The following is a 21,207-nucleotide window of genomic DNA, read 5'->3' on the forward strand; positions in this document are numbered from 1 at the left end:
AAAATAGCCAATTCATTATTAGGCAGTGACGACAACAAAAGAGATACGAAGCTTAAAATAAATTCATTAATTCGTGAAATTGATTACTGTATTGCACAGTTATCTGATTAAAACAGTATGAACGAAAAGCTTAAAATTAAAATATCGATTGCAGACCGCATCTATCCACTAACGGTAGATCCAAGTCAAGAGGAAGGATTGCAGAGTGCGTCAAAAAAAATCGATGTAATGATTAAGCAATTTGAACAAAATTATGCTGTTCGAGACAAGCAAGATGTATTGGCTATGTGTGCTTTACAATTTGCCTCTCAATTAGAGCAAAAACAAATCGAAAAAACGGAAGACAGTCAGGAATCATTAGAAAGACTGAAAACAATAAATGATTTATTAGCTACTTATCTAGAAAAATAAATACGTTCTTACATACTAATCAAGATACTGCCTACATTAGTTTCTATTTGATAAACTCAACACTAACAATTTAGAATGAGCAAATCGTCATTACTAAAGCATGCCTACCTTGTAGTAGGATCCTTGAACAATGCGTTAGCTCAAAACTTGTCCTTACGAGTTTATACAATCACCTAATGTAGGCTTTTTTTATATAATACCTTAACACAGAAAATGGAGATAAATATAATTGTTGGAATTATTGGCATCATAGCAGGATTTGCTACTGCAAAAATCATTGAGAAGAGCAATGTTTCAAACCTCATCAAAAATGCAAAAAAAGAGGCCGCAAACATTTTAAAAGATGCAAAAGTTGATTCTGAAAACCTAAAAAAAGACAAATTACTTCAAGCTAAAGAAAAGTTTTTAGAGTTAAAATCAGAGCATGAAAAAGAGATTTTATCAAAAGACAAAAGAATTGCAGAAGTTGAAAAAAGAACTCGAGATAAAGAATCGCAAGTTTCTAATGAATTAGCCAGAGCAAAGAAATCAGCCGATGAATTTGAAGCAAAAATTGCTGATTATGATAATCGTGTTGAACTATTAGATAAAAAACAAATTGAATTAGAAAAATTGCACAAAAGTCAAGTGCAACAACTGGAGGTTATTTCTGGTTTATCAGCAGAAGAAGCTAAAGAACAATTAGTGGAAAGCCTTAAAGCTGAAGCCAAAACAGAGGCCATGGCTCATATTCAAGACACTTTAGAAGAAGCAAAATTAACCGCTCAACAAGAAGCTAAAAAAGTAATTATTACCACTATTCAACGGGTGGGAACAGAAGAAGCAGTAGAAAATTGCGTCTCTGTTTTCAACATTGAATCAGATGATGTAAAAGGTCGAATTATTGGTCGAGAAGGTCGAAATATCCGTGCTTTAGAAGCAGCTACCGGCGTTGAGATTATTGTAGACGATACACCTGAAGCAATTATTCTTTCTTGTTTTGATCCGGTTCGACGAGAAATCGCTCGTTTATCCTTACATAAATTAGTAACAGACGGTCGTATTCACCCTGCCAGAATTGAAGAAGTAGTGGCCAAAACGACCAAACAAATTGACGACGAGATTATTGAAGTGGGTAAACGCACAGTAATCGATTTAGGAATTCACGGCTTACATCCTGAATTAATTAAAGTGGTTGGACGAATGAAATACCGTTCTTCTTACGGACAAAATTTATTACAACACTCGCGGGAAGTAGCAAAACTATGTGGTATTATGGCTGCCGAATTAGGATTGAATGTAAAATTAGCCAAACGTGCCGGATTACTTCATGATATTGGAAAAGTACCTGATGCAGAAAGTGAACTTCCTCACGCAATTTTAGGAATGCAATGGGCAGAAAAGTATGGTGAAAAAGAAGAAGTATGCAACGCCATTGGAGCTCACCATGATGAAATAGAAATGAAATATTTAATTTCGCCAATCATTCAAGTATGTGATGCCATTTCGGGAGCACGTCCGGGTGCGAGACGCCAAGTATTGGATTCGTATATTCAACGTTTAAAAGATTTAGAAGCCATTGCTTTTGGTTTTAACGGTGTAAAAAGTGCGTATGCTATTCAAGCAGGACGTGAATTACGTGTTATTGTAGAAAGTGAAAAAGTTTCTGATGATGAAGCAGCAAAGCTTTCGTTTGAAGTTTCTCAAAAAATTCAAACCGAAATGACTTATCCTGGTCAAGTAAAAATTACCGTGATTCGAGAAACAAGAGCAGTGAATATAGCGAAGTAGTTCCGTTTTCAGTCGCAGTTGACAGTAGCAATGTCAATAAAAATAAATGATAAAAAAGCAATTTCTAAATTAGAGTTGCTTTTTTTATTTTAACTCTAGGCTGTGACTGTAAACTGCGACTGTAAACTGAAACCTACTTCCTCGGATGAAATTGATTTACAATTTGAGTCAAATGTTGACGGTCTAAATGCACGTAAATCTCTGTAGTAGTGATTGATTCATGTCCGAGCATCAATTGGATAGAACGTAAATCGGCACCATTTTCTAGCAAATGTGTGGCAAATGAATGGCGAAAAGTATGTGGACTAATGGCTTTATTTAAATTTATTTTTTTAGCTAAGTCTTTGATTATGGTAAAAATCATCGCTCGTGTTAGTTGTCTTCCTCTTCTGTTTAAAAAAAGTGTATCTTCCTGTCCTTTCTGAATCGGAAGATGAGTTCGAATTTCCTTATGGTATAAATTAATATACTTTACGGTAGCCTTTCCAATTGGGACAAAACGTTGTTTATTCCCTTTTCCGGTAATTTTTATAAAACCCTCTTCAAAAAATAAATCAGAAATTTTGAGTGAAATTAATTCCGAAACTCGCAATCCACAACCGTATAAGGTTTCTAACATCGCTCGATTGCGTTCGCCTTCCGGTTTAGACAAATCAATCGCAGCAATTAAGGAATCAATCTCTTGAATAGAAAGTGTGTCGGGCAATTTTCGTCCAATTTTAGGCGTTTCAATCAACTCCATTGGGTTGTCCGTGCGATAATCTTCAAAAATTAAATAGGTAAAAAAACTTTTTAAGCCAGAAATGATTCGTGCCTGCGAACGGGGATTTACTTCTTTAGAAATGGAATAAATAAAAAGTTGAACTTCTTCTTCAGAAATAGTAATTGGATTTGTATCAATATTATTTTCCTCCAAAAACTGCGTTAATCGCTGTAAATCAAAGGTGTAATTTGCCAGTGTATTAGGGGATAATCCTCTTTCAATTTTTAAATACGATTGAAAACTTTTTATATAGGGTTGCCAATTCATCTTTCAAATATAATCTGTTTAAAAGACAAAAAAAACCTTTCTTAGTAAGAAAGGTTAAATATTTGAGTTTCTATTTTAATTTTTCTTCCATTTTCCACCACCAATATAAAAACCAAGATTTATGGCAAAATAGGAGTTTACAATAGTATCATCTGGAATTACACCGCCACCAGGAAAAGAGGTATAATATAGTCTTGATTCAGGCACAAAATTATACTCTACATTCATTCTGAATTTTCCCCATTCAAATCCGCCTCTTATTACACCACCAACACCAGTTTCAGGGTCTAAACCACTAATACTTTCATCGTCACTTGCTCTAACACTTAGTGCCGAAGCATATCCAATACCGGCTCCTACAAAAGGTACGAACGATTTTCCTGATGGAAAATAATAATCATATGTTCCAATATAAGAAGCAATTCCTGTAGCTGTTACAAAAGTTGTAGAACCAATCTCTTTAATATCTCGTGCAATTGCGGCCCCTCCTATTCGTAGTCCGACACTCATGTTTTCTTTTATATTGTATTTTGGCTCAATATCAAAAGAAACACCTACGCCACCACTGGCAGGAATTATTCCGAAATCCAAACCTACTCTAAAGCCACCTTCTCGTTGAGCTGTAGCCAAGTTAAAGGCAAACAGCATAAGGATTAACACCGTTAATTTTTTCATATTTATATATTAAATTGCATGCAATAATACTATAAAATTTCATGAAAATTATAGGTTTGAATATTTTTTTAAACTTAAATTTTAAACTGATTTGCTTTAAATAAAAAAGCTGCTCTATTTATTGTAAAATAAAGCAGCGGTAAATATTTATTTAGTTTAATTTAGAAAAAACAAGAATAATAAAGGAAAGATTAAACCGGCTAAGGCCAATTTCCAACCTCTTTGCTTAAAAGTTTGTTTGCCATGTTTAATCATCATAGTGCCCGTAACAGCAATAACAATTAGAGAAATTCCAAAAATATCAGAGAAATAAATCCACCAATTAGAGGTGCTTTTATGCAATTTCATCATTTGGCTAATTACTGGTGTTTTTATAAAAGTAACTACTTCGCCTTTTCCAGTTTCCAAATTGATGCTAACATCATTTTTTTCATAAGAAATTGTAAGTTCGCCTTTTTTTACTTTATGCCGTCTAAATTTATCCTCAATACCTAATTCTTGACCTATTTTTTGAGCTTTCTCCTCTGAAATTTCTTTACTTTCTAAACGTTTAATTTCGACAGCTTTTGTTTCAACCGTATATTTTTCTGGATGCCAAGCATCGCGATGATTCATTAATATCCCTGAAAACGCGAAGGTTATAATCAATCCTAAAAAGAAATAGCCTAAATCTCGGTGGAGGTCTCTCACTAATTTTTGTTTCATTTTTATACTATAAATAGATTCGAATTAAAACTTGTATCGTAACGAAGTCAATATTTGTCTTGGTGCGATTGGATTGACACTATAATTTTCATGAACTGTATAATTCAATTCGTTAGTAATATTTGATAATTTACACAGAATTGAAAATTTCTTCCATTCATATCCTGCAGATATATCAATTGTTGTATAGCTATCAAGCGGCACTTCACGGTCATAAATTCCGTTTGGTTTAGTAGGGTCAATTTGGTTATTCCATCCACCTACTCGATCTCCGATGTAATTTCCAAGAGCTCCAAAAGAAACATTTTTAAACATTCCGCTTTGTAAAGTATAGAAGAAACTTATGTTAGCCGTGTTTTGTGGCGTTCTCGTTAAACGATCTCCTTCAATATAACTCCCTTTTACTCCTGTTGTTTTGGTATAACGCATATCATTATAGCTATAACCGGCATTCATAGTAAAACCATTTACAGGTCTGTAACTAATGTCAATTTCTAATCCTTTACTAGTAGTTTCGCCACTTAGCTCTTTTATATTGGTATTTGTATTCACATTTCCATCTGCATCAAATTCGGCAGTTTGTGCTAAATTGCTATTGACAATATGGTAAAAAGTTAGGTTGGTTGACAATGTACCTTTTAAAAACTCATTTTTAATTCCCGCTTCATACTGATCGATGATTGATGGTTGCATCGCTTCGTTTGTAATGGTTACTCCTGAATTTGGTGTAAACGAGTTTGAATAACTAGAAAATAAAGTCAGCGTTTTTAACGGTTGATAAATCAATCCTAATTTTGGAGAAAAAGCTCTGTCATTTCTAATTTTTTCTACCACTTCTGTGTTTGCTATTTTATCATACGTCACTGGTTTTGCTTCTTGATACGTATAACGAAGGCCGACTAATGCTTTAATTTTTTCAGTAAATGAAATCAAATCTTGTGCATAAATTCCATATCGTCCCGTTTCTGTTTTCACAATTTTTGTTTCTTTTGAAGGTAAAACAAGCCCCTCATTTGCTTCTGCATATGATAAAGGATCAAAAATATTTACCATATCATAGGTGGCCACAAATTCTCCTGTAGTAGCATTATAAAATTTATATGTATAGGAATCGGCATCGGACAATTCTGTATCAATTCCAGTAAATAGTTGGTGTTTTATTTTTCCGGTTTTAAAATTTCCTTGAATGCTTATTTGATTGGCAATGATTTGTTCAACTGCTTTATTTCTTCCATAAGGACGATTCCAATCGCCATTTGCTGCAGGTTGAATACGCTCTGTAGCGGTAGAGATTCTATCATAATCTTGAAAAGAAGTATTAAAATTAAGTTTCCAAGCGGAATTAAACTCATGATTTACCAAGACGGAAGCGGAGGATTGCACGGTATTTCCCGTAGACCATTTTGCACCTAAGTAGGCGTTTCTTGGCACATCAGCAATCTCTTTCCCAATCATTCCTGTTCCAAAATCGGGTGTCCAATCATCATTTAAATAATCACCTTGAATAGTAATTTCTGTTTTATCACTAACTCTAACTAATAAGGAAGGATTAATATAATAGCGTTCTTTGGTCACATAATCTCGAAAACTTTCTGAGTTTTCATACGAGCCATTGAAGCGAAAGGCCACCGACTTGTTAAAAACTCCATAAACATCCACCGATGGTTTATAAAAACTATAACTTCCCGCTTGCATTATTAATTCACCACCCGTTTTAAAATTAGGGGTTTTAGTAACCATATTTAAAATACCACCTGGAGCAACATTTCCATATAATAAAGCGGTACTTCCTTTTAAGATTTCTACTTTTTCTAAAGAAGAAACTTCAGGAATAGAACCGCTAGAAAATCTAAACCCATTTTTAAACATATTGTTAGAGCTCATATCATAGCCCCTAGACCAAAATGATTCTTGGGCTCCACCACGTGCAGAACCAACATATACGCCGTTTGCATTTTTAATTACATCGCTTAAGCGAAGTGGTTGTTGTTGTTGTATCATTTCAACGCTAATTACTTGCACTGCTTGTGGCAAATCCATTGGTTTGATACCCGCTCTATTGACAGAAGATTTTGAAGGATTATTATCTGCTTCTAAAATAACTTCTTTCAATTTCTTAACGGTATCGTTTTCAATTTCATACTCGTCATACTGACTAAAATCTGATTCTTGGGCAAAAAGAAACGAAGAACTTAAAATAAACAAAGTAGCAAATACAATTTTTTTCATCTTTATTAAGAATTAATTAAAATAACGATGCAAAAATATTAAGCTAAATTAAATTTACAAAATTTATTTAGACTTATTTTAAATAAATATTTTAATTCGTTGTATAAGAAGGTTTTACAAGTATGAATTAAGTAAAATTTTAAAGAAAATTAGCTAGAAATAATATATCTAATTAGGTAAAAAAACTTAAATCTTTATAAATGAAAGCTTTAAGTAAACCGGTAATTATATCTTAAAGAACAAAATAAGCGACATTGAACTGAAGAATTCATAAATTGTACAAAGCTTTGTTTAAAAAAAAATCGAAGAGTGAATAATATCAAAAAAAAAACCATCCAATTGCATGGATGGTTTAGAAAAGTTTACATTATAATGATTACCATTTGTATAATAAACCAAATTGTGGTTGAGCAAAAATATTATTAAATAAATTCACTTCAACTTGTAAATCACTAGAGTTATCGCCATTTTCTGGACTAAAGCTATTATATTGTAAAATATTAGCTAAAGTAAATGTAGCAGCCCAATGATCTGTAAAGAAATAATTTAACCCAAGAGAAATAGTAGCATTCATGTTATTATCTGTAGATTTATCCATACCGTTTGGCTCAGTAGTAACAGCAGAATAACCGATTCCAGCTTCTCCAAAAGCGTTAAAGCTTTTATCTTCACCTAGCGTTAAGAAATAATAACGAGCAAACCCTGTAACGCCTAGCACAGATTGTTTGTCACCATCGTTATCTTTGTAACCACCAAAGTTCAAACGTCCACCAACTGCCCAATTCTCATCAAGCATATAGCCAATACTTGGATTGAATGCCCAACTGTCTACAACGTCTCCAGATCTGAAACTAAAGCTTCCTTCAGCAAACATATCTCCTTTTGAAAAACCCTCTCCTGAAGGAGTTTCTTCTTGTGCATTAGCTGTTCCAAAAGCGGCAACAGCCATAATTGTTAAAATAATTTTTTTCATGATATTTGTTTTAAAGTTTATTTAACAAATTTAACCACATTAAAGAAGCCTCGTTTTTAGGTCTCTTTGCAGTTGTTAACAAATTTATTAACACTTTTTATTTAAATTGTTAATAATTAAAACAAAAAAAGCCACACTTAAAAAGTATGGCTTTATAAAAACTTTTTTTATGATGTTAGAATCGGTACCCCAACCCTACTTGGAAAGCTGTTGTTCCTAAATCAAACATATCATTATCGCTGATATTTGCTAAACCTAAGTTATATCTAAGATCAAAAAATACACCAATAGGCAATTCATAAGCAGCTCCAAAACCTAAACCGTAATCTAATGATTTTGTGGCTTCATCCAAACCATCTTCACCACCAATTTTAAATCCTAACATTGGCCCAGCTTGTAAATTTAAGCCATCCATGACATAATACTTCGCCATTATTGGAATTCTAACAAAGTCTAATTCTGCATCTTTACCACCTTCCATCGAATATAATACTTCGGGTTGAACGTGAAACTTTTCAGAAACAGTAAAATCAGCTAAACCACCTATATAAAAACCTGTTCTTCCATCTACATCAGCATCACCAGTAAAATTTGAAAAGTTTGCTCCTGCTTTGACACCAAACTTAATGTCTTGAGCATTCGCTGTCCCAAATGCAGCAAACGCCATAATTGTTAAGATAATTTTTTTCATGATAATTGTTTTAATATTAATTAATCAAATATAAAACTTTATAAAAGCCTAACCCTTAATAGATTCAACAATTATTAACAAATTTATTAACACTTTTAGTTTAAATTGTTAATAATCAAAATTATGTAAATTAGACAAAATCTACTCCCAAAATTAGACACAAAATACTAATTAATTGACTACCTTCGTTATGTAGTAAACTTAACAACTACATAAAATAAAAAACTATGAAAAAATCAATTTTTACTACAGTTTTAGTGTGCTTGTTCTTTAGCAATACCAACGCACAATTTCTCCAATTAGGGGCTAAAGCAGGGATTAGCTTTTCAAATTTTGGAGGTGGAGATATTGAAGGGGTCGATTTTAAGACCCTTACGAATTATCATTTTGGTGTAGTTGCAGAACTAAAATTATTAGACAACTTAGCGTTACAACCTGAATTATTATATTCTACTCAAGGAGCTGAACTAGATGGTCTAGGAGTTCAATTCAAAAATGAATTAGGTTATATTGCTTTACCTGTTTTGATAAAATTTTATTTAACAGATAATAAACTAAGTTTAGAAGCGGGACCACAACTTTCCTTCTTAGTTAGCGAGAAAAATGAGGTTAATTTCGATGACTCTGAAACGTTTGATTTCGGATTTGCTGCTGGATTAAGTTATAAACTTACCAATAACATATTTGTGTCGGGGCGTTATATTGCTGGTTTAACAGAAGTAAAAAAAGACAGCGACATTAAAAATTCCGTTATTCAATTTTCTGTCGGAATCTTTCTATAAAAATATGCTGTCCATTTCTTTTAGCCCATTTCCAATTCTTGAATCAAAACGATTGCTTCTTCGAGCGGTTACCATAGAAGATGTGAATGAAGTTTTATCCTTAAGAGGAAATTCTGAAAACATGAAATTCATTCCACGTCCTTTAATAACTTCTAAAGAAATGGCGATGGAGCACATTGCGATGATTATTGAAAAAATTGAGCAAAATCTTGGTATTAATTGGGCAATCACCTTAAAAGGAAGTCCAAAAATGATTGGGATTATTGGTCATTATCGCATTCAGCCAGAAAATTATCGTTCAGAAATTGGATATATGCTTTTGCCCGAATTTCAAAATCAAGGCATAACCAGTGAAGCGATTTATTTAACGTTGGATTATGGTTTTAATCAATTGAATTTTCATTCGATTGAAGCAGTTGTAGATCCAGAAAATAGTATTTCTGCGAAAGTTTTAGAAAAAAATGGCTTTGTGAAAGAAGCTCATTTCTTGGAAAACGAATATTGGGATGGTAAATTTTGGGATTCAGTGGTTTATTCTATTCTAAAAAAGAATTTCAATAAATCAGGTTAATAAGTTTAGAAAAAAATTATTTAATCAATTACACAGTAGCTAAAATTAATTTTTTAGCTACTTTCGTTTATATATCTTTACAAAAAAAATAACTATGGATTTTTCTGCAAAAATGCTTCGTGACAATGCCTTAGAAGGCAAAGTAATTGTTGTAACAGGTGGTGGTAGTGGCTTAGGAAAAGCGATGACCAATTATTTTCTTGAATTAGGAGCAAAAGTAGCTATTACCTCACGAGATTTAGAAAAATTAAAAAACACTGCAGCCGAATTAGAAGCTAAAACAGGCGGTACTTGTTTACCAGTAGCTTGTGATGTTCGTTATTATGAACAAGTAGAAGCGATGCTACAAGAAGTTATTCAAAAATTTGGAAAAGTAGATGTTTTATTAAATAATGCGGCGGGCAACTTCATCTCCCCTACCGAACGTTTATCTGCTAATGCTTTTGATACCATTATCGATATCGTCTTAAAAGGTTCTAAAAACTGCACCTTAGCTTTTGGAAAACATTGGATTGATGCCAAAGAAGAAAATAAAGTTATTTTAAATATTGTGACCACTTATGCTTGGACAGGTTCGGCTTATGTAGTGCCAAGTGCCACTGCTAAAGCGGGTGTTTTGGCGATGACCAGAAGTTTGGCTGTAGAATGGGCAAAATATGGAATTCGAAGTAATGCCATCGCACCAGGACCTTTCCCAACCAAAGGAGCATGGGACCGATTATTACCCGGTGATTTGGCTGAAAAGTTTGATATGGCTAAAAAAGTACCGCTCAACCGAGTAGGCGACCATCAAGAATTAGCCAACTTAGCAGCGTATTTAGTTTCTGATTTTTCTGCTTATGTTAATGGTGAAGTCATTACGATTGATGGCGGAGAATGGTTAAAAGGTGCTGGTCAGTTCAATTTATTAGAAGCCATTCCAGAGGAAATGTGGGACATGTTAGAAGCAATGATTAAAGCTAAGAAAAACAAGTAAATTTGATTTTCATCTTGCCATTTTTTTTCACTTTTCACAACTGAAAAAGGTAAACAATTGACAACCATCACTATTAACATTTGTTAACAACTTGAAGTTGAAAAACCCACAAATTATCGTAATTTTACGGCACTAAATTTTTAAATTCAATGGGCAAAATAATTGCAATCGCAAATCAAAAAGGGGGCGTTGGAAAAACCACGACTACCGTTAATTTAGCAGCTTCTTTAGGTGTTTTAGAAAAAAAAGTACTGCTAATTGATGCCGACCCGCAAGCGAATGCTAGTTCGGGTTTAGGAGTTGATGTAGACTCGGTTTCTATTGGATCCTATCAGGTTTTAGAACACAGCTATTCCGCTAAGGAAGCAATCATACAATGCTCCGCCCCAAACGTAGACATTATTCCAGCTCACATTGATTTAGTTGCCATTGAAATTGAATTGGTTGACAAAGAAAATCGGGAATACATGCTCAAAGAAGCATTGGCACCGATAAAAGATCAGTATGATTATATTTTAATTGACTGTGCTCCTTCTCTAGGATTACTCACGTTAAATGCATTAACCGCAGCGGATAGTGTGATTATTCCTATTCAATGTGAATATTTTGCTTTGGAAGGATTAGGGAAATTATTAAACACAATAAAAAGCATTCAACGCCTTCACAATCCAGATTTAGATATTGAAGGATTATTATTGACTATGTTTGATTCGCGATTACGTTTATCAAATCAAGTGGTAGAAGAAGTACAAAAACATTTTAACGACATGGTTTTCAAAACCATTATTCAACGAAATGTAAAATTAAGTGAAGCTCCAAGTTTTGGAGAAAGTATTATTAATTTTGATGCGACAAGTAAAGGAGCAAATAATTATTTGAGTTTAGCAGAAGAAATTATCAAAAAAAATAGTTAGTATTTTATGGCACAAGCTATCAAAAAACAGGCTTTAGGAAGAGGATTATCCGCTTTGCTAAAAGATCCAGAAAACGACATCAAATCGGTTACGGATAAAAATGCAGACAAAGTCGTTGGCAATATCATTGAATTGGAATTGGATGTTATTGAAATCAATCCTTTTCAACCCAGAAGTAATTTCAATGAAGAAACATTACAAGAATTAGCAACATCCATCAAACAACTTGGTGTAATTCAACCCATTACTGTTCGGAAATTAGATTTTAACAAATACCAATTAATTTCAGGTGAACGCCGTCTTCGTGCTGCTAAAATTGCAGGTTTAAACGTTATTCCATCGTACATTCGAATTGCGGACGACAACGAATCATTAGTAATGGCTTTAGTTGAGAATATTCAACGGCACGATTTAGACCCAATAGAAATAGCTCTTTCTTATCAACGATTAATTGACGAAATTCAATTAACGCAAGAACAAATGAGCGACCGCGTAGGTAAAAAAAGATCAACGATTGCAAATTATTTACGCTTATTGAAGTTAGATCCCATTATTCAAACAGGAATACGAGATGGTTTCATTTCAATGGGACATGGTCGTGCTTTGATTTCAATTGAAGATGAAGATGTGCAAACTGCCATTTATCAAAAAATTGTAAGCCAAAATCTTTCCGTTCGAGAAACAGAATCCTTGGTAAAAACACATCAAGAAGGATTGAAACCAAAAGTTGGAAAAACGAGTAAATCACCTTCCCCCTTTTCAGTTTCAGAATCCGATAAAAAAGAAATTGCAACTACTTTAGGAGCAAAAATTGATGTTAAAATTGAAGCAAACGGAAAAGGGAAAATCACTATCCCTTTTAAATCAGAAGCGGACTTTCAACGTATTTTAGCCTTAATTAAAGGATAGTGCAAAGCGGTAGATTCATACTATATTTTATTTTCCTTTTGGGAACATTTTTTGGTACAGCCCAAATTCAAATTGAGGAAGCAGAAACTATCTTGGATACTACTCATTACAAACCAATTGATCCGTTGGCTCCTTCTAAAGCCGCATTTTATTCGGCTATCTTGCCTGGTTTAGGCCAAGCTTACAATAAAAAATATTGGAAAATTCCAATTGTTTATGGTGGATTAGCCGCAGGTTTTTATTTTTATAACGACAATAATAAATCGTATCATGAATTTCGCGATATTTACAAAAGACGATTAGAAGGTTATACCGAAGCTAAATATTTTGGTATTTATTCGAACGATGTGATTATTAATGCCCAACGAACTTATCAAAGAAATCGTGATATATCGATGATGATCATGCTTGGTGTTTATGCTTTAAATATTATCGATGCTAATGTAGACGCTCATTTATTGCAATTTAATGTAAATGAGAAACTATCTTTAAAACCTGATTTATATATCAACGACTTCAATAATAAACATAACATCGGACTCGTTTTAAATTATTCTTTCTAATGAAAATAGCTCTCTTAGGATACGGAAAAATGGGAAAAGCGATTGAACGAATTGCTTTAGAACGCGGTCATGAAATTGTAGTTCGCCGATCAGCTGATGGTCCTTTTCAAGGAATGGAACAAGCAGATGTAGCCATAGACTTTAGTATCCCAGAAGCGGCCGTAGAAAATATTTCTTACTGTTTAGAAAATAAAATTCCAATTGTATCTGGAACAACCGGTTGGTTAGAAAATTATCATAAAATGGTTACCCTTTGCGAAGCTAATCAAGCAGCATTTATTTATGGTTCTAATTTTAGTTTAGGTGTTAATTTGTTTTTTGAATTAAACGATTATTTAGCAAAAATGATGGCCAAATTCAAGGAGTATAATGTTGAAATGGAAGAAATTCATCATACACAAAAATTAGACAAACCAAGTGGAACTGCGATTTCATTGGCAAATTCTATCATCAATCATACGCAAAAAAATAGCTGGTCAATAGAAAACCCAGCAAAAGAAGATTTATTTATTGACGTCAAGCGGATAGATGCTGTGCCCGGAACTCATTCCGTTTTTTATTCTTCGGCAGTTGATACAATTGAAATTAAACATACCGCACATAGTCGTGATGGTTTTGCTTTTGGAGCAATTATAGCCGCTGAATGGATTATTGGAAAAACAGGTGTTTTTACAATGAAAGATGTCTTAGATTTAAAAAATTAAAAACATAATTAAACGTTAAAGCAGTAACAAATCTCTTTTTCGAGTAACTTATTACTGATAAAGCACAAAAATAGTATAAACTAAAATAGCGTACCATGACATTATATCAGTGGTTTCTTTTTTTCTTAGTCATTCAAATCGTTCATTATTTAGGAACATGGAAATTATATCAAAAAGCAGGTCGCCAAGCTTGGGAAGCGGCCATTCCGGTTTATAATGCCGTTATTTTAATGAAAATAATTAATCGCCCTTGGTGGTGGACTTTTTTATTATTCATTCCGATTATTAATTTGATTATGTTTCCGGTTATTTGGGTGGAGACGCTACGCAGCTTCGGTAAAAACTCACAACTTGATACTTTTTTAGGAATAATCACTCTTGGATTATACGTTTATTACGTCAATTATACACAAGATGTGCAGCACATTAAAGACCGTTCGTTGCATCCTAAAAATGCCACAGCCGATTTTGTGAGTTCTATTTTATTTGCCATCGTAGTGGCCACCACCGTGCATACTTATGTCATGCAACCCTTTACCATTCCGACTTCTTCCTTAGAAAAATCGTTATTGATTGGTGATTTCCTTTTTGTAAGCAAATTTCATTACGGAGCCAGAACACCAACTACTGCAGTTGCTTTACCAATGGTGCATGACAGTATCCCTTTTGTAAAATCCAAATCCTATTTAAGTTGGCCACAATTGCCTTCGTTCCGTTTACCGGGACTAGAAAATGTAGAAAGAAATGATATTGTAGTATTCAATTGGCCAAAAGATACTGTTTATAAATTCTTTGACCGTTCTGGCAGAAGAGCTGATAAACCTTTAGATAAGAAATCAAATTATGTTAAACGTTGTGTTGGAATTCCGGGTGATAGTTTACAAATTATAAAAGGTGATGTTTATGTAAATGGTAAAATGTTGCCACTTCATGATCGTCAGCGACTTCAATTTTCTTATGACGTTGAAACGGATGGCTCACAATTTAATGAAGAATATATTTTTAACGAATTACAAATCACAGATAGAATTCGTGTAAATTCTCAAAATTCATATACTTTTTCGGCCTTAACAGATGAAAACGTGGCTCGTTTACGCAACAATCCGATGGTCAAATCGGTAACGAAAGTCATTGATAACCAAGGAAATAAGTATGTGTTTCCGCATACAAAAGATTGGAACGCCGATAATTATGGTCCTATTTATATTCCGCAAGCGGGAAAAACGGTGGCGTTAACAAAAGAAACACTTCCGTTTTACAAAGAAATCATCACCGACTATGAAAAGAAAAATCTGCAAGTTAATGGAGATGAAATTAGAATAAATGGACAAGTAGCCAATTCGTATACCTTTGAAATGGATTATTACTGGATGATGGGTGATAATCGCCACAATTCTGAAGACAGCCGTTATTGGGGTTATGTTCCTGCTGATCACATTGTTGGAAAACCGGTATTTATCTGGATGAGTTTAGACCAAAATGTACCTTGGGGTAAAGCAATCGATAAAATACGATGGGAAAGAATGTTTACTACTGTTGGTGGTAGCGGAGAGCCTGTTTCCTACTTTATTTATTTTGTGATAGCTGTTGCGGCTTGGTTTGGTTTTGATATTTACAGAAAAAGAAAGAAAAAAACAGAAGAATAAGGTTTTTTAGCATGAACGCACTACTTTATCCCACGTATTTTCCATCGATTAGTCATTATGCGGCTATGGTTCAGGCGGAACAAGTAACTTTTGAAATGGAAGATCATTTTCAGAAGCAAACCAATCGGAACAGAACCTATATTTATAGTCCGAATGGGATTCAGTTATTGAATATTCCGATTGTACATTCCAAACAAAATCGTCAAAAAACGAGAGATGTTCAAATAGAATCGGCTTTTAATTGGCAAAAACAACATTTCAAATCATTGGAAGCAGGTTATCGATCTTCTCCATTTTTTGAATATTTTGAAGATGATATTCAACCGCTTTTTCAGCAAAATCATAACTATTTAATGGATTTGAATTTGGCGGTTTTTGAACTTGTCAATAACTGTTTAGGCATAGCCATTTCAGCAGAAAAAACAACAGAATATTTTCATGAAAACCTAGCATTTGTCGACTTTAGAGAGTTGGCCAATGGCAAAAAAGACATGACCGTTTGCGAACCTTATACGCAGGTTTTTGGAGAAAAACATGGATTTATTAATAATTTGAGTATATTGGATTTGCTTTTTAATGAAGGACGTTATGCCTTGGATTATTTAAAAAAAGTTCAATTATAATTTATTCTTTTGTTTTATAAGCCAAACGAGTCACGACAGGAAAATGGTCTGAATTAATAAAATCCGAAAATGTATAAAACTGCTTTACCGCAAATATTTTATCGGTGAAAATATAATCAATTCGACCAGGATAATACTTAAAATCATACGATTTTCCGAAGCCTGAACCTGCTTCTTCAAACGCATCTTTTAAATCACCTTTTATATTTCGGTAAACATAAGAAAACGCACTATTATTTAAATCGCCACAAATAATAACGGGATAGTTACAATCTAATTTGTGTTTTTTAATAATTTCTGCTTGTTGTTGTTGCGTTTTAAATGAAGCTGTCATTCTTCTTAAAATTCGTTTCGATTGCATTTGTGTCACACCCTGAATATTTTCATCAATTTCATGTACGTCTGGCGTAATTTTAATCGACTGTAAATGAATACTATAAACTCTTAGCGTATCTTTTCCTCTTTTGATATCGGCAAATACGGCATTGTTTGTAGAATTTGGAAATTTAATATTCCCTTCATCAACTATGGGATATTTTGAAAAAATAGCTTGACCAAGTTTCGTGTTTTTCCCTTCCACAAAAATGTATTTATACTTATATATTCTAAAATCGACTTCATTATTTTTAGAATATTCTTGAATACAAAGAATATCTGGATTTTGTTCTTTAATAAAAGTAGAAATTTCACTACTGATGTTGTCTCGTTTTATCCAATCATATAAATTGAAGAGTCGAACATTATAACTCATCACCACAAAATCCTGTTCTTCAATAGGTAAGTTAGTTTCAGAAAACTTATAGAATTTATTGACAAAAGTAATTCCCAACAATAAAACCAAGCCAGAAAGCAACATTTGTCTTTTAAATTGAATTACCCAATAGATAAAAAACAATAAATTTAAAATTAACATGAGCGGCAAAACCAATGTTAAAACCGAAAGTAAAGGAAATAATTTTGGAGCCAGAAAAGGTAAAACATAAGCAACAAAGGTCAATACAGTCAAAACTATATTAAGAAAAAACATTGCTTTATTAAACCAATTTAGGTTTTTCATTTCCGTTTATGTACTAAAATTTTAATTTTTTACAACTAATTTTTTCCTGCTTTAAATAAAAACTCTTTTTCCTCTTTCGTTAAGCTATCATAACCCGATTGGCTAATTTTATCTAAAATTTCGTCAATTTGCTGTTGTGATTTATCTTTTACGGCATGTTTTTGCTGTGTATAAGAGTTATTTTTATGAACTTTTTTGAACGGTGTCTTATGGTTTTGTTGAAATAAATTAACAACCCAATCCATAAACGAGGAAAAACCTTTGGTTAAATCATTTCCTTTCTGAAGTTGGCTCGCGTATAAATAACCAAATAACGCTCCACCAAGATGAGCAATATGACCTCCAACATTAGAAAACGAAAGACTTATCAAATCCACAACTACATAAAATACGGCAATATGCCAAAGTCGAATATTTCCGATAAGCAATAAACGAACCTGCATTTGTGGAGCATAAGTAGCAACTCCAAACAAAACAGCCATAATCGCACCAGAAGCTCCAATTAATGTGACTACTTGATTGGCCAAAGCTGGAAAAAACAAATAACTTAAAATATAAATTAAACCCGCAAAAATTAAGCCCATAAAATACAAACTCAATAATTGTTTTTGGGTGAAGAACGTTAAAAACAACCTTCCTACAAAGTTGAGAATGATTAAATTAAAAAGAATATGAAAAATATCCGCATGAAAAAAAGCGTAAGTAAATATAGACCAAGGCTTCCAAAGCAAATCAGTTGGATTGGACGATAAACTCACATAGTTCATGAATCCCAACTGAATTCCAAACAATGATAAAATACCCGTTAAGATCCATGGAATAGCAAAAAGGGTCACATTCCAATAAATTAGCTTTTCGGTTACACCACCAAGACGGTATTGTTGTTTTATTTCATCTAGAAAATTCATGTACTCTTTTAAATTAATTCCAACGTTTATCGTTAAATTGATTTTTTTTCCAAATCCACATCATAATTAAACCCGTCACTGCTCCACCAACGTGAGCAAAATGGGCAATTCCGCCTCCACCAAAAATTGAATCGCCTTTTAATCCCATAAATAAATCGCCTAAAACCAAAACGGGAACAAAGTATTTTGCTTTGATAGGAATTGGTAAAAACAGCAACATTAATTCGGCATTCGGAAACATGAAGGCAAAGGCCACGATAATTCCATAAAGAGCTCCAGAAGCACCCACTGCCCTACCATCGGCAATCACAGCGGCATCGAATAGAGCTTTGAAATTAGTATCGTTTAATAAATTATATTTTCCTAAAGGCTCTAAAATAGGTTTAATATTTTCGGCTAATTTCTGACCAGAATACATATTTCCATCCCGAAAAGGGACATTAATAATTTGGTGAATCGTTTCGTCTGACAATTGCAAATCGGCAGTTGCTTCTAGAATTTTTTGAAACGCAAAATACTCCATTCCCATGTGAATCAAGGCCGCTCCGAGTCCGCACGAGATATAAAAAAACAAAAACTTTTTCCATCCCCAAAAATGTTCTAAAGCAGAGCCGAACATGATTAATCCAAACATATTAAAGAAAATATGCATCAAATTAGGCATTTCTGCATGCATAAACATGTGCGTTAAAGGCTGCCACCAATGAAAACTATCGCTTAATGGAAAATGAATGGCTAATAAATCATTCGCGGCAATTGCAATGGTATTGGAAGCAATATAAAAAAGCACATTAATGATCACTAATTGCTTCACCGTATCGGTCATTCGCATCATATCATGAAATTTTTATCAATATCCTCCACACTAATGGTGATGAAAGTTGGTTTATTAAAAGGTGAAACGTTTGGGTCTTTACAAGCAAAGAGCCCGTTTACGATATTTTCTTGTTCTTTTTCAGTTAAATAAGTTCCCGTTTGAATAGCCAAACTCCGAGCCATTGATTTGGCAATGGTATCATTTTGACTAAAACCACTATCGGGAATTCCAAATTGCAAATCATGAATTAATTGGTCTAAAAGAATGGCAATTTCACTATCTTTTACTTGAATAGGTTTTCCAGAAATGCTGATTTTATCTTCTCCAATAGCATCAAAAATAAAACCTGTATGTTCTAACGCGACTTGTAATTCTTGAATCAATTGGATTTCATTGGTTGAAAAATATAATTCTAAAGGAAAAAGTAAATGTTGACTAGAAGCTTGCTGAACGGTAATATTATTGAGATACCGTTCGTACAAAATTCGTTGATGAGCCCGTTGTTGATCAACAATCATCATCCCCGACTTAATCGAACTGACAATGTATTTTTTATGAATTTGATATGTTCTGTTTTTAACTTCTTCTATATCAGAATATTGAAACAACGAACTAGTGACCGCTTCTTGTTCAAAAGTAATCGTATCTAGTTCTGCGGTATCGTTTTTTAGTCCAACGTATAAACTTTCCCAACTTGCTGTTTCTGGTTTTCGGTCACGATAAGTGGTCGAATCCCAAGAACTTTTAGTTTGTTTTTCTTCCGAAAACGGATTAAAACCGGAGTTCATTTGAATTAACGGTGAAGCTGCCTCTTTTCGCAAATAATCATAAGGTGTGTCTAAATTCGGGTCGCGTTCAAAATCTAAAACCGGAGCGACATTAAACTGCCCTAAACTGTGTTTAACGGTAGCACGAAGTATTGCATATAAAGCTTGTTCATCATCAAATTTGATTTCGGTTTTAGTTGGATGAATATTAATATCGATGGAGTTTGCGGGAACATCTAAAAAAATAAAATAAGCAGGTTGCATTCCCTCTTTAAGCAATCCTTCGTAGGCGGCCATAATTGCATGGTGCAAATAACCGCTTTTAATAAAACGATTATTTACAAAAAAGAACTGCTCACTCCTACTCTTTTTTGAAAATTCTGGTTTAGAAGCAAATCCATGAATCGTAACAATTTCTGTTTCTTCTGCAACGGGAACTAATTTTTCATTTGTTTTGCCAGAAAAAATAGCTACGATGCGTTGTCTTAAATTGGAAGATGGCAAATTATACAATTCACTTCCGTTGTGAATAAACGTAAAATGAATGTTTGGATGAGCCAATGCCACTCGTTGAAATTCGTCTAAAATATGACGGTGTTCTACGGTTTCCGACTTGAGAAAATTGCGACGAGCAGGAATATTAAAAAATAAATTTTTAACTGCAAAAGAAGTTCCTTTGGGTAAAACCGCAGGATCTTGAGCGATAAATTTACTTCCTTCAATGATGATGTGCGTTCCTAATTCTTCCTCCTCTTGACGGGTTTTGAGTTCCACATGTGCAATAGCGGCGATGGAGGCCAACGCTTCCCCGCGAAAACCTTTAGTTTGAATGATAAATAAATCTTCTGCTTGACGAATTTTAGAAGTCGCATGGCGTTCAAAACACATGCGAGCATCGGTAACGCTCATGCCGTTTCCGTTATCTATGACTTGAACCAGTGCTTTTCCGGCATCTTTTATAATTAATTTAATGTCGGTTGCTTTAGCGTCTACGGCATTCTCCAACAATTCTTTGACTACAGAAGCAGGTCGTTGAACGACTTCTCCAGCAGCAATTTGATTCGCAACATGATCAGGAAGTAATTGGATGATACTCGACATTATTTTTGGCTAAAAATGGAAAGATCGAAATCGATGATTACTAAAAATATAAAAATTAACACGAGTACAATGGCGAGTAATCGAAAATTAATAAGCCGATTTCCTCTGTGTCTGCTCTCATTTCGAGCATCCGACCAATGAGCTCGAAAATCATTGTAGTTTACTGTTTCGCGATTTTTATGAAACTTCGAATCAAAATCATAGATATTGCCTTGCTCCTTGCCTTCATAATAGCGTGGAGTATAATTGAAACTTTTGTTTCGTGGCAAATTAAATAGTGATTTCTTTATCATTGTTCCATACATTTAACGTTCAAAGTTAAGGAATTCTCAACGGACTATAAAATTTGATTGTGTGAAAGTTTTGTTAGTTTTCAACACCAAAA

The 21,207-nt window shown here is 33.6% G+C and carries 21 protein-coding genes and 1 other RNA gene; 12 read left to right on the top strand and 10 right to left on the bottom strand.

From position 1 onward, the window contains the following. The first annotated feature begins 117 nt into the window (after window positions 1–117). The 3 genes from PHR76_RS05145 to rny all read left to right on the top strand — a co-directional run bounded on the left by PHR76_RS05145 (window position 118) and on the right by rny (window position 2,181). Window positions 118–411, top strand: coding sequence for a cell division protein ZapA (locus PHR76_RS05145; RefSeq protein ID WP_300059245.1), 294 nt, complete (start codon window positions 118–120; stop codon window positions 409–411). A 54-nt stretch (window positions 412–465) separates the two neighbouring features. Further along, a non-coding RNA gene (gene ssrS / locus PHR76_RS05150) (6S RNA) lies at window positions 466–574 on the top strand. A 50-nt stretch (window positions 575–624) separates the two neighbouring features. Continuing rightward, window positions 625–2,181, top strand: coding sequence for a ribonuclease Y (rny, locus tag PHR76_RS05155; RefSeq protein ID WP_300059247.1), 1,557 nt, complete (start codon window positions 625–627; stop codon window positions 2,179–2,181). Window positions 2,182–2,314: 133 nt separating this feature from the next. Here rny and xerD read toward each other — a convergent pair whose 3' ends face one another. From xerD to PHR76_RS05185, 6 genes are all read right to left on the bottom strand, one after another. Further along, window positions 2,315–3,211: a site-specific tyrosine recombinase XerD gene (gene xerD, locus PHR76_RS05160; RefSeq protein ID WP_300059249.1), complete on the bottom strand. Its 897-nt coding sequence runs from the start codon at window positions 3,209–3,211 to the stop codon at window positions 2,315–2,317. Window positions 3,212–3,286: 75 nt separating this feature from the next. Continuing rightward, window positions 3,287–3,886, bottom strand: a complete 600-nt coding sequence (locus tag PHR76_RS05165; RefSeq protein ID WP_300059251.1) for an outer membrane beta-barrel protein — start codon at window positions 3,884–3,886, stop codon at window positions 3,287–3,289. Window positions 3,887–4,042: 156 nt separating this feature from the next. Further along, window positions 4,043–4,591, bottom strand: coding sequence for a PepSY-associated TM helix domain-containing protein (locus PHR76_RS05170; RefSeq protein ID WP_300059253.1), 549 nt, complete (start codon window positions 4,589–4,591; stop codon window positions 4,043–4,045). A 24-nt stretch (window positions 4,592–4,615) separates the two neighbouring features. Beyond that, window positions 4,616–6,820: a TonB-dependent receptor gene (locus tag PHR76_RS05175; protein ID WP_300059255.1), complete on the bottom strand. Its 2,205-nt coding sequence runs from the start codon at window positions 6,818–6,820 to the stop codon at window positions 4,616–4,618. Between the two features lie 376 nt (window positions 6,821–7,196). Further along, window positions 7,197–7,793, bottom strand: coding sequence for an outer membrane beta-barrel protein (locus tag PHR76_RS05180; protein WP_300059257.1), 597 nt, complete (start codon window positions 7,791–7,793; stop codon window positions 7,197–7,199). Window positions 7,794–7,968: 175 nt separating this feature from the next. After that, a complete protein-coding gene (locus tag PHR76_RS05185) occupies window positions 7,969–8,484 on the bottom strand; it encodes a porin family protein (protein ID WP_300059258.1) in 516 nt (171 codons plus the stop codon). A gap of 227 nt (window positions 8,485–8,711) precedes the next feature. Between PHR76_RS05185 and PHR76_RS05190 the strand changes: the two genes are divergently transcribed. The 9 genes from PHR76_RS05190 (at window position 8,712) to PHR76_RS05230 (ending at window position 16,172) form a co-directional block, all read left to right on the top strand. Continuing rightward, window positions 8,712–9,266: a porin family protein gene (locus PHR76_RS05190; RefSeq protein WP_300059260.1), complete on the top strand. Its 555-nt coding sequence runs from the start codon at window positions 8,712–8,714 to the stop codon at window positions 9,264–9,266. Window positions 9,267–9,270: 4 nt separating this feature from the next. After that, window positions 9,271–9,837: a GNAT family protein gene (locus tag PHR76_RS05195; RefSeq protein WP_300059262.1), complete on the top strand. Its 567-nt coding sequence runs from the start codon at window positions 9,271–9,273 to the stop codon at window positions 9,835–9,837. 94 nt (window positions 9,838–9,931) lie between these two features. Beyond that, window positions 9,932–10,813, top strand: a complete 882-nt coding sequence (locus PHR76_RS05200) for an SDR family oxidoreductase (RefSeq protein ID WP_300059264.1) — start codon at window positions 9,932–9,934, stop codon at window positions 10,811–10,813. Window positions 10,814–10,962: 149 nt separating this feature from the next. Beyond that, window positions 10,963–11,727: an AAA family ATPase gene (locus PHR76_RS05205; RefSeq protein WP_300059266.1), complete on the top strand. Its 765-nt coding sequence runs from the start codon at window positions 10,963–10,965 to the stop codon at window positions 11,725–11,727. A gap of 6 nt (window positions 11,728–11,733) precedes the next feature. After that, window positions 11,734–12,636: a ParB/RepB/Spo0J family partition protein gene (locus PHR76_RS05210; RefSeq protein ID WP_300059268.1), complete on the top strand. Its 903-nt coding sequence runs from the start codon at window positions 11,734–11,736 to the stop codon at window positions 12,634–12,636. 38 nt (window positions 12,637–12,674) lie between these two features. Beyond that, window positions 12,675–13,199: a DUF5683 domain-containing protein gene (locus tag PHR76_RS05215; protein ID WP_300059270.1), complete on the top strand. Its 525-nt coding sequence runs from the start codon at window positions 12,675–12,677 to the stop codon at window positions 13,197–13,199. Next, entirely contained in the window at window positions 13,199–13,903 is a 705-nt protein-coding gene (gene dapB / locus PHR76_RS05220; RefSeq protein WP_300059272.1) for a 4-hydroxy-tetrahydrodipicolinate reductase, read from the top strand. The genes PHR76_RS05215 and dapB overlap by 1 nt, the downstream gene beginning before the upstream one ends. 95 nt (window positions 13,904–13,998) lie before the next feature. After that, a complete protein-coding gene (gene lepB / locus PHR76_RS05225; RefSeq protein WP_300059274.1) occupies window positions 13,999–15,549 on the top strand; it encodes a signal peptidase I in 1,551 nt (516 codons plus the stop codon). 11 nt (window positions 15,550–15,560) lie between these two features. Then, entirely contained in the window at window positions 15,561–16,172 is a 612-nt protein-coding gene (locus PHR76_RS05230) for a WbqC family protein (protein WP_300059275.1), read from the top strand. A 1-nt stretch (window position 16,173) separates the two neighbouring features. Here PHR76_RS05230 and PHR76_RS05235 read toward each other — a convergent pair whose 3' ends face one another. From PHR76_RS05235 to mutL, 4 genes are read right to left on the bottom strand one after another with little or no spacing between them, the layout of a single operon-like run. Further along, entirely contained in the window at window positions 16,174–17,229 is a 1,056-nt protein-coding gene (locus tag PHR76_RS05235; protein WP_300059277.1) for an endonuclease/exonuclease/phosphatase family protein, read from the bottom strand. A 35-nt stretch (window positions 17,230–17,264) separates the two neighbouring features. Continuing rightward, window positions 17,265–18,137: a rhomboid family intramembrane serine protease gene (locus tag PHR76_RS05240; protein WP_300059279.1), complete on the bottom strand. Its 873-nt coding sequence runs from the start codon at window positions 18,135–18,137 to the stop codon at window positions 17,265–17,267. 13 nt (window positions 18,138–18,150) lie between these two features. Beyond that, a complete protein-coding gene (locus PHR76_RS05245; RefSeq protein WP_300059281.1) occupies window positions 18,151–18,972 on the bottom strand; it encodes a rhomboid family intramembrane serine protease in 822 nt (273 codons plus the stop codon). Next, window positions 18,969–20,822 (bottom strand): DNA mismatch repair endonuclease MutL, encoded by a 1,854-nt coding sequence (gene mutL, locus PHR76_RS05250; RefSeq protein ID WP_300059282.1) that lies wholly within the window; start codon window positions 20,820–20,822, stop codon window positions 18,969–18,971. The genes PHR76_RS05245 and mutL overlap by 4 nt, the downstream gene beginning before the upstream one ends. Window positions 20,823–21,207 lie beyond the last annotated feature (385 nt).

The organism is Flavobacterium sp., from assembly GCF_028689845.1.
GTDB lineage: Bacteria > Bacteroidota > Bacteroidia > Flavobacteriales > Flavobacteriaceae > Flavobacterium.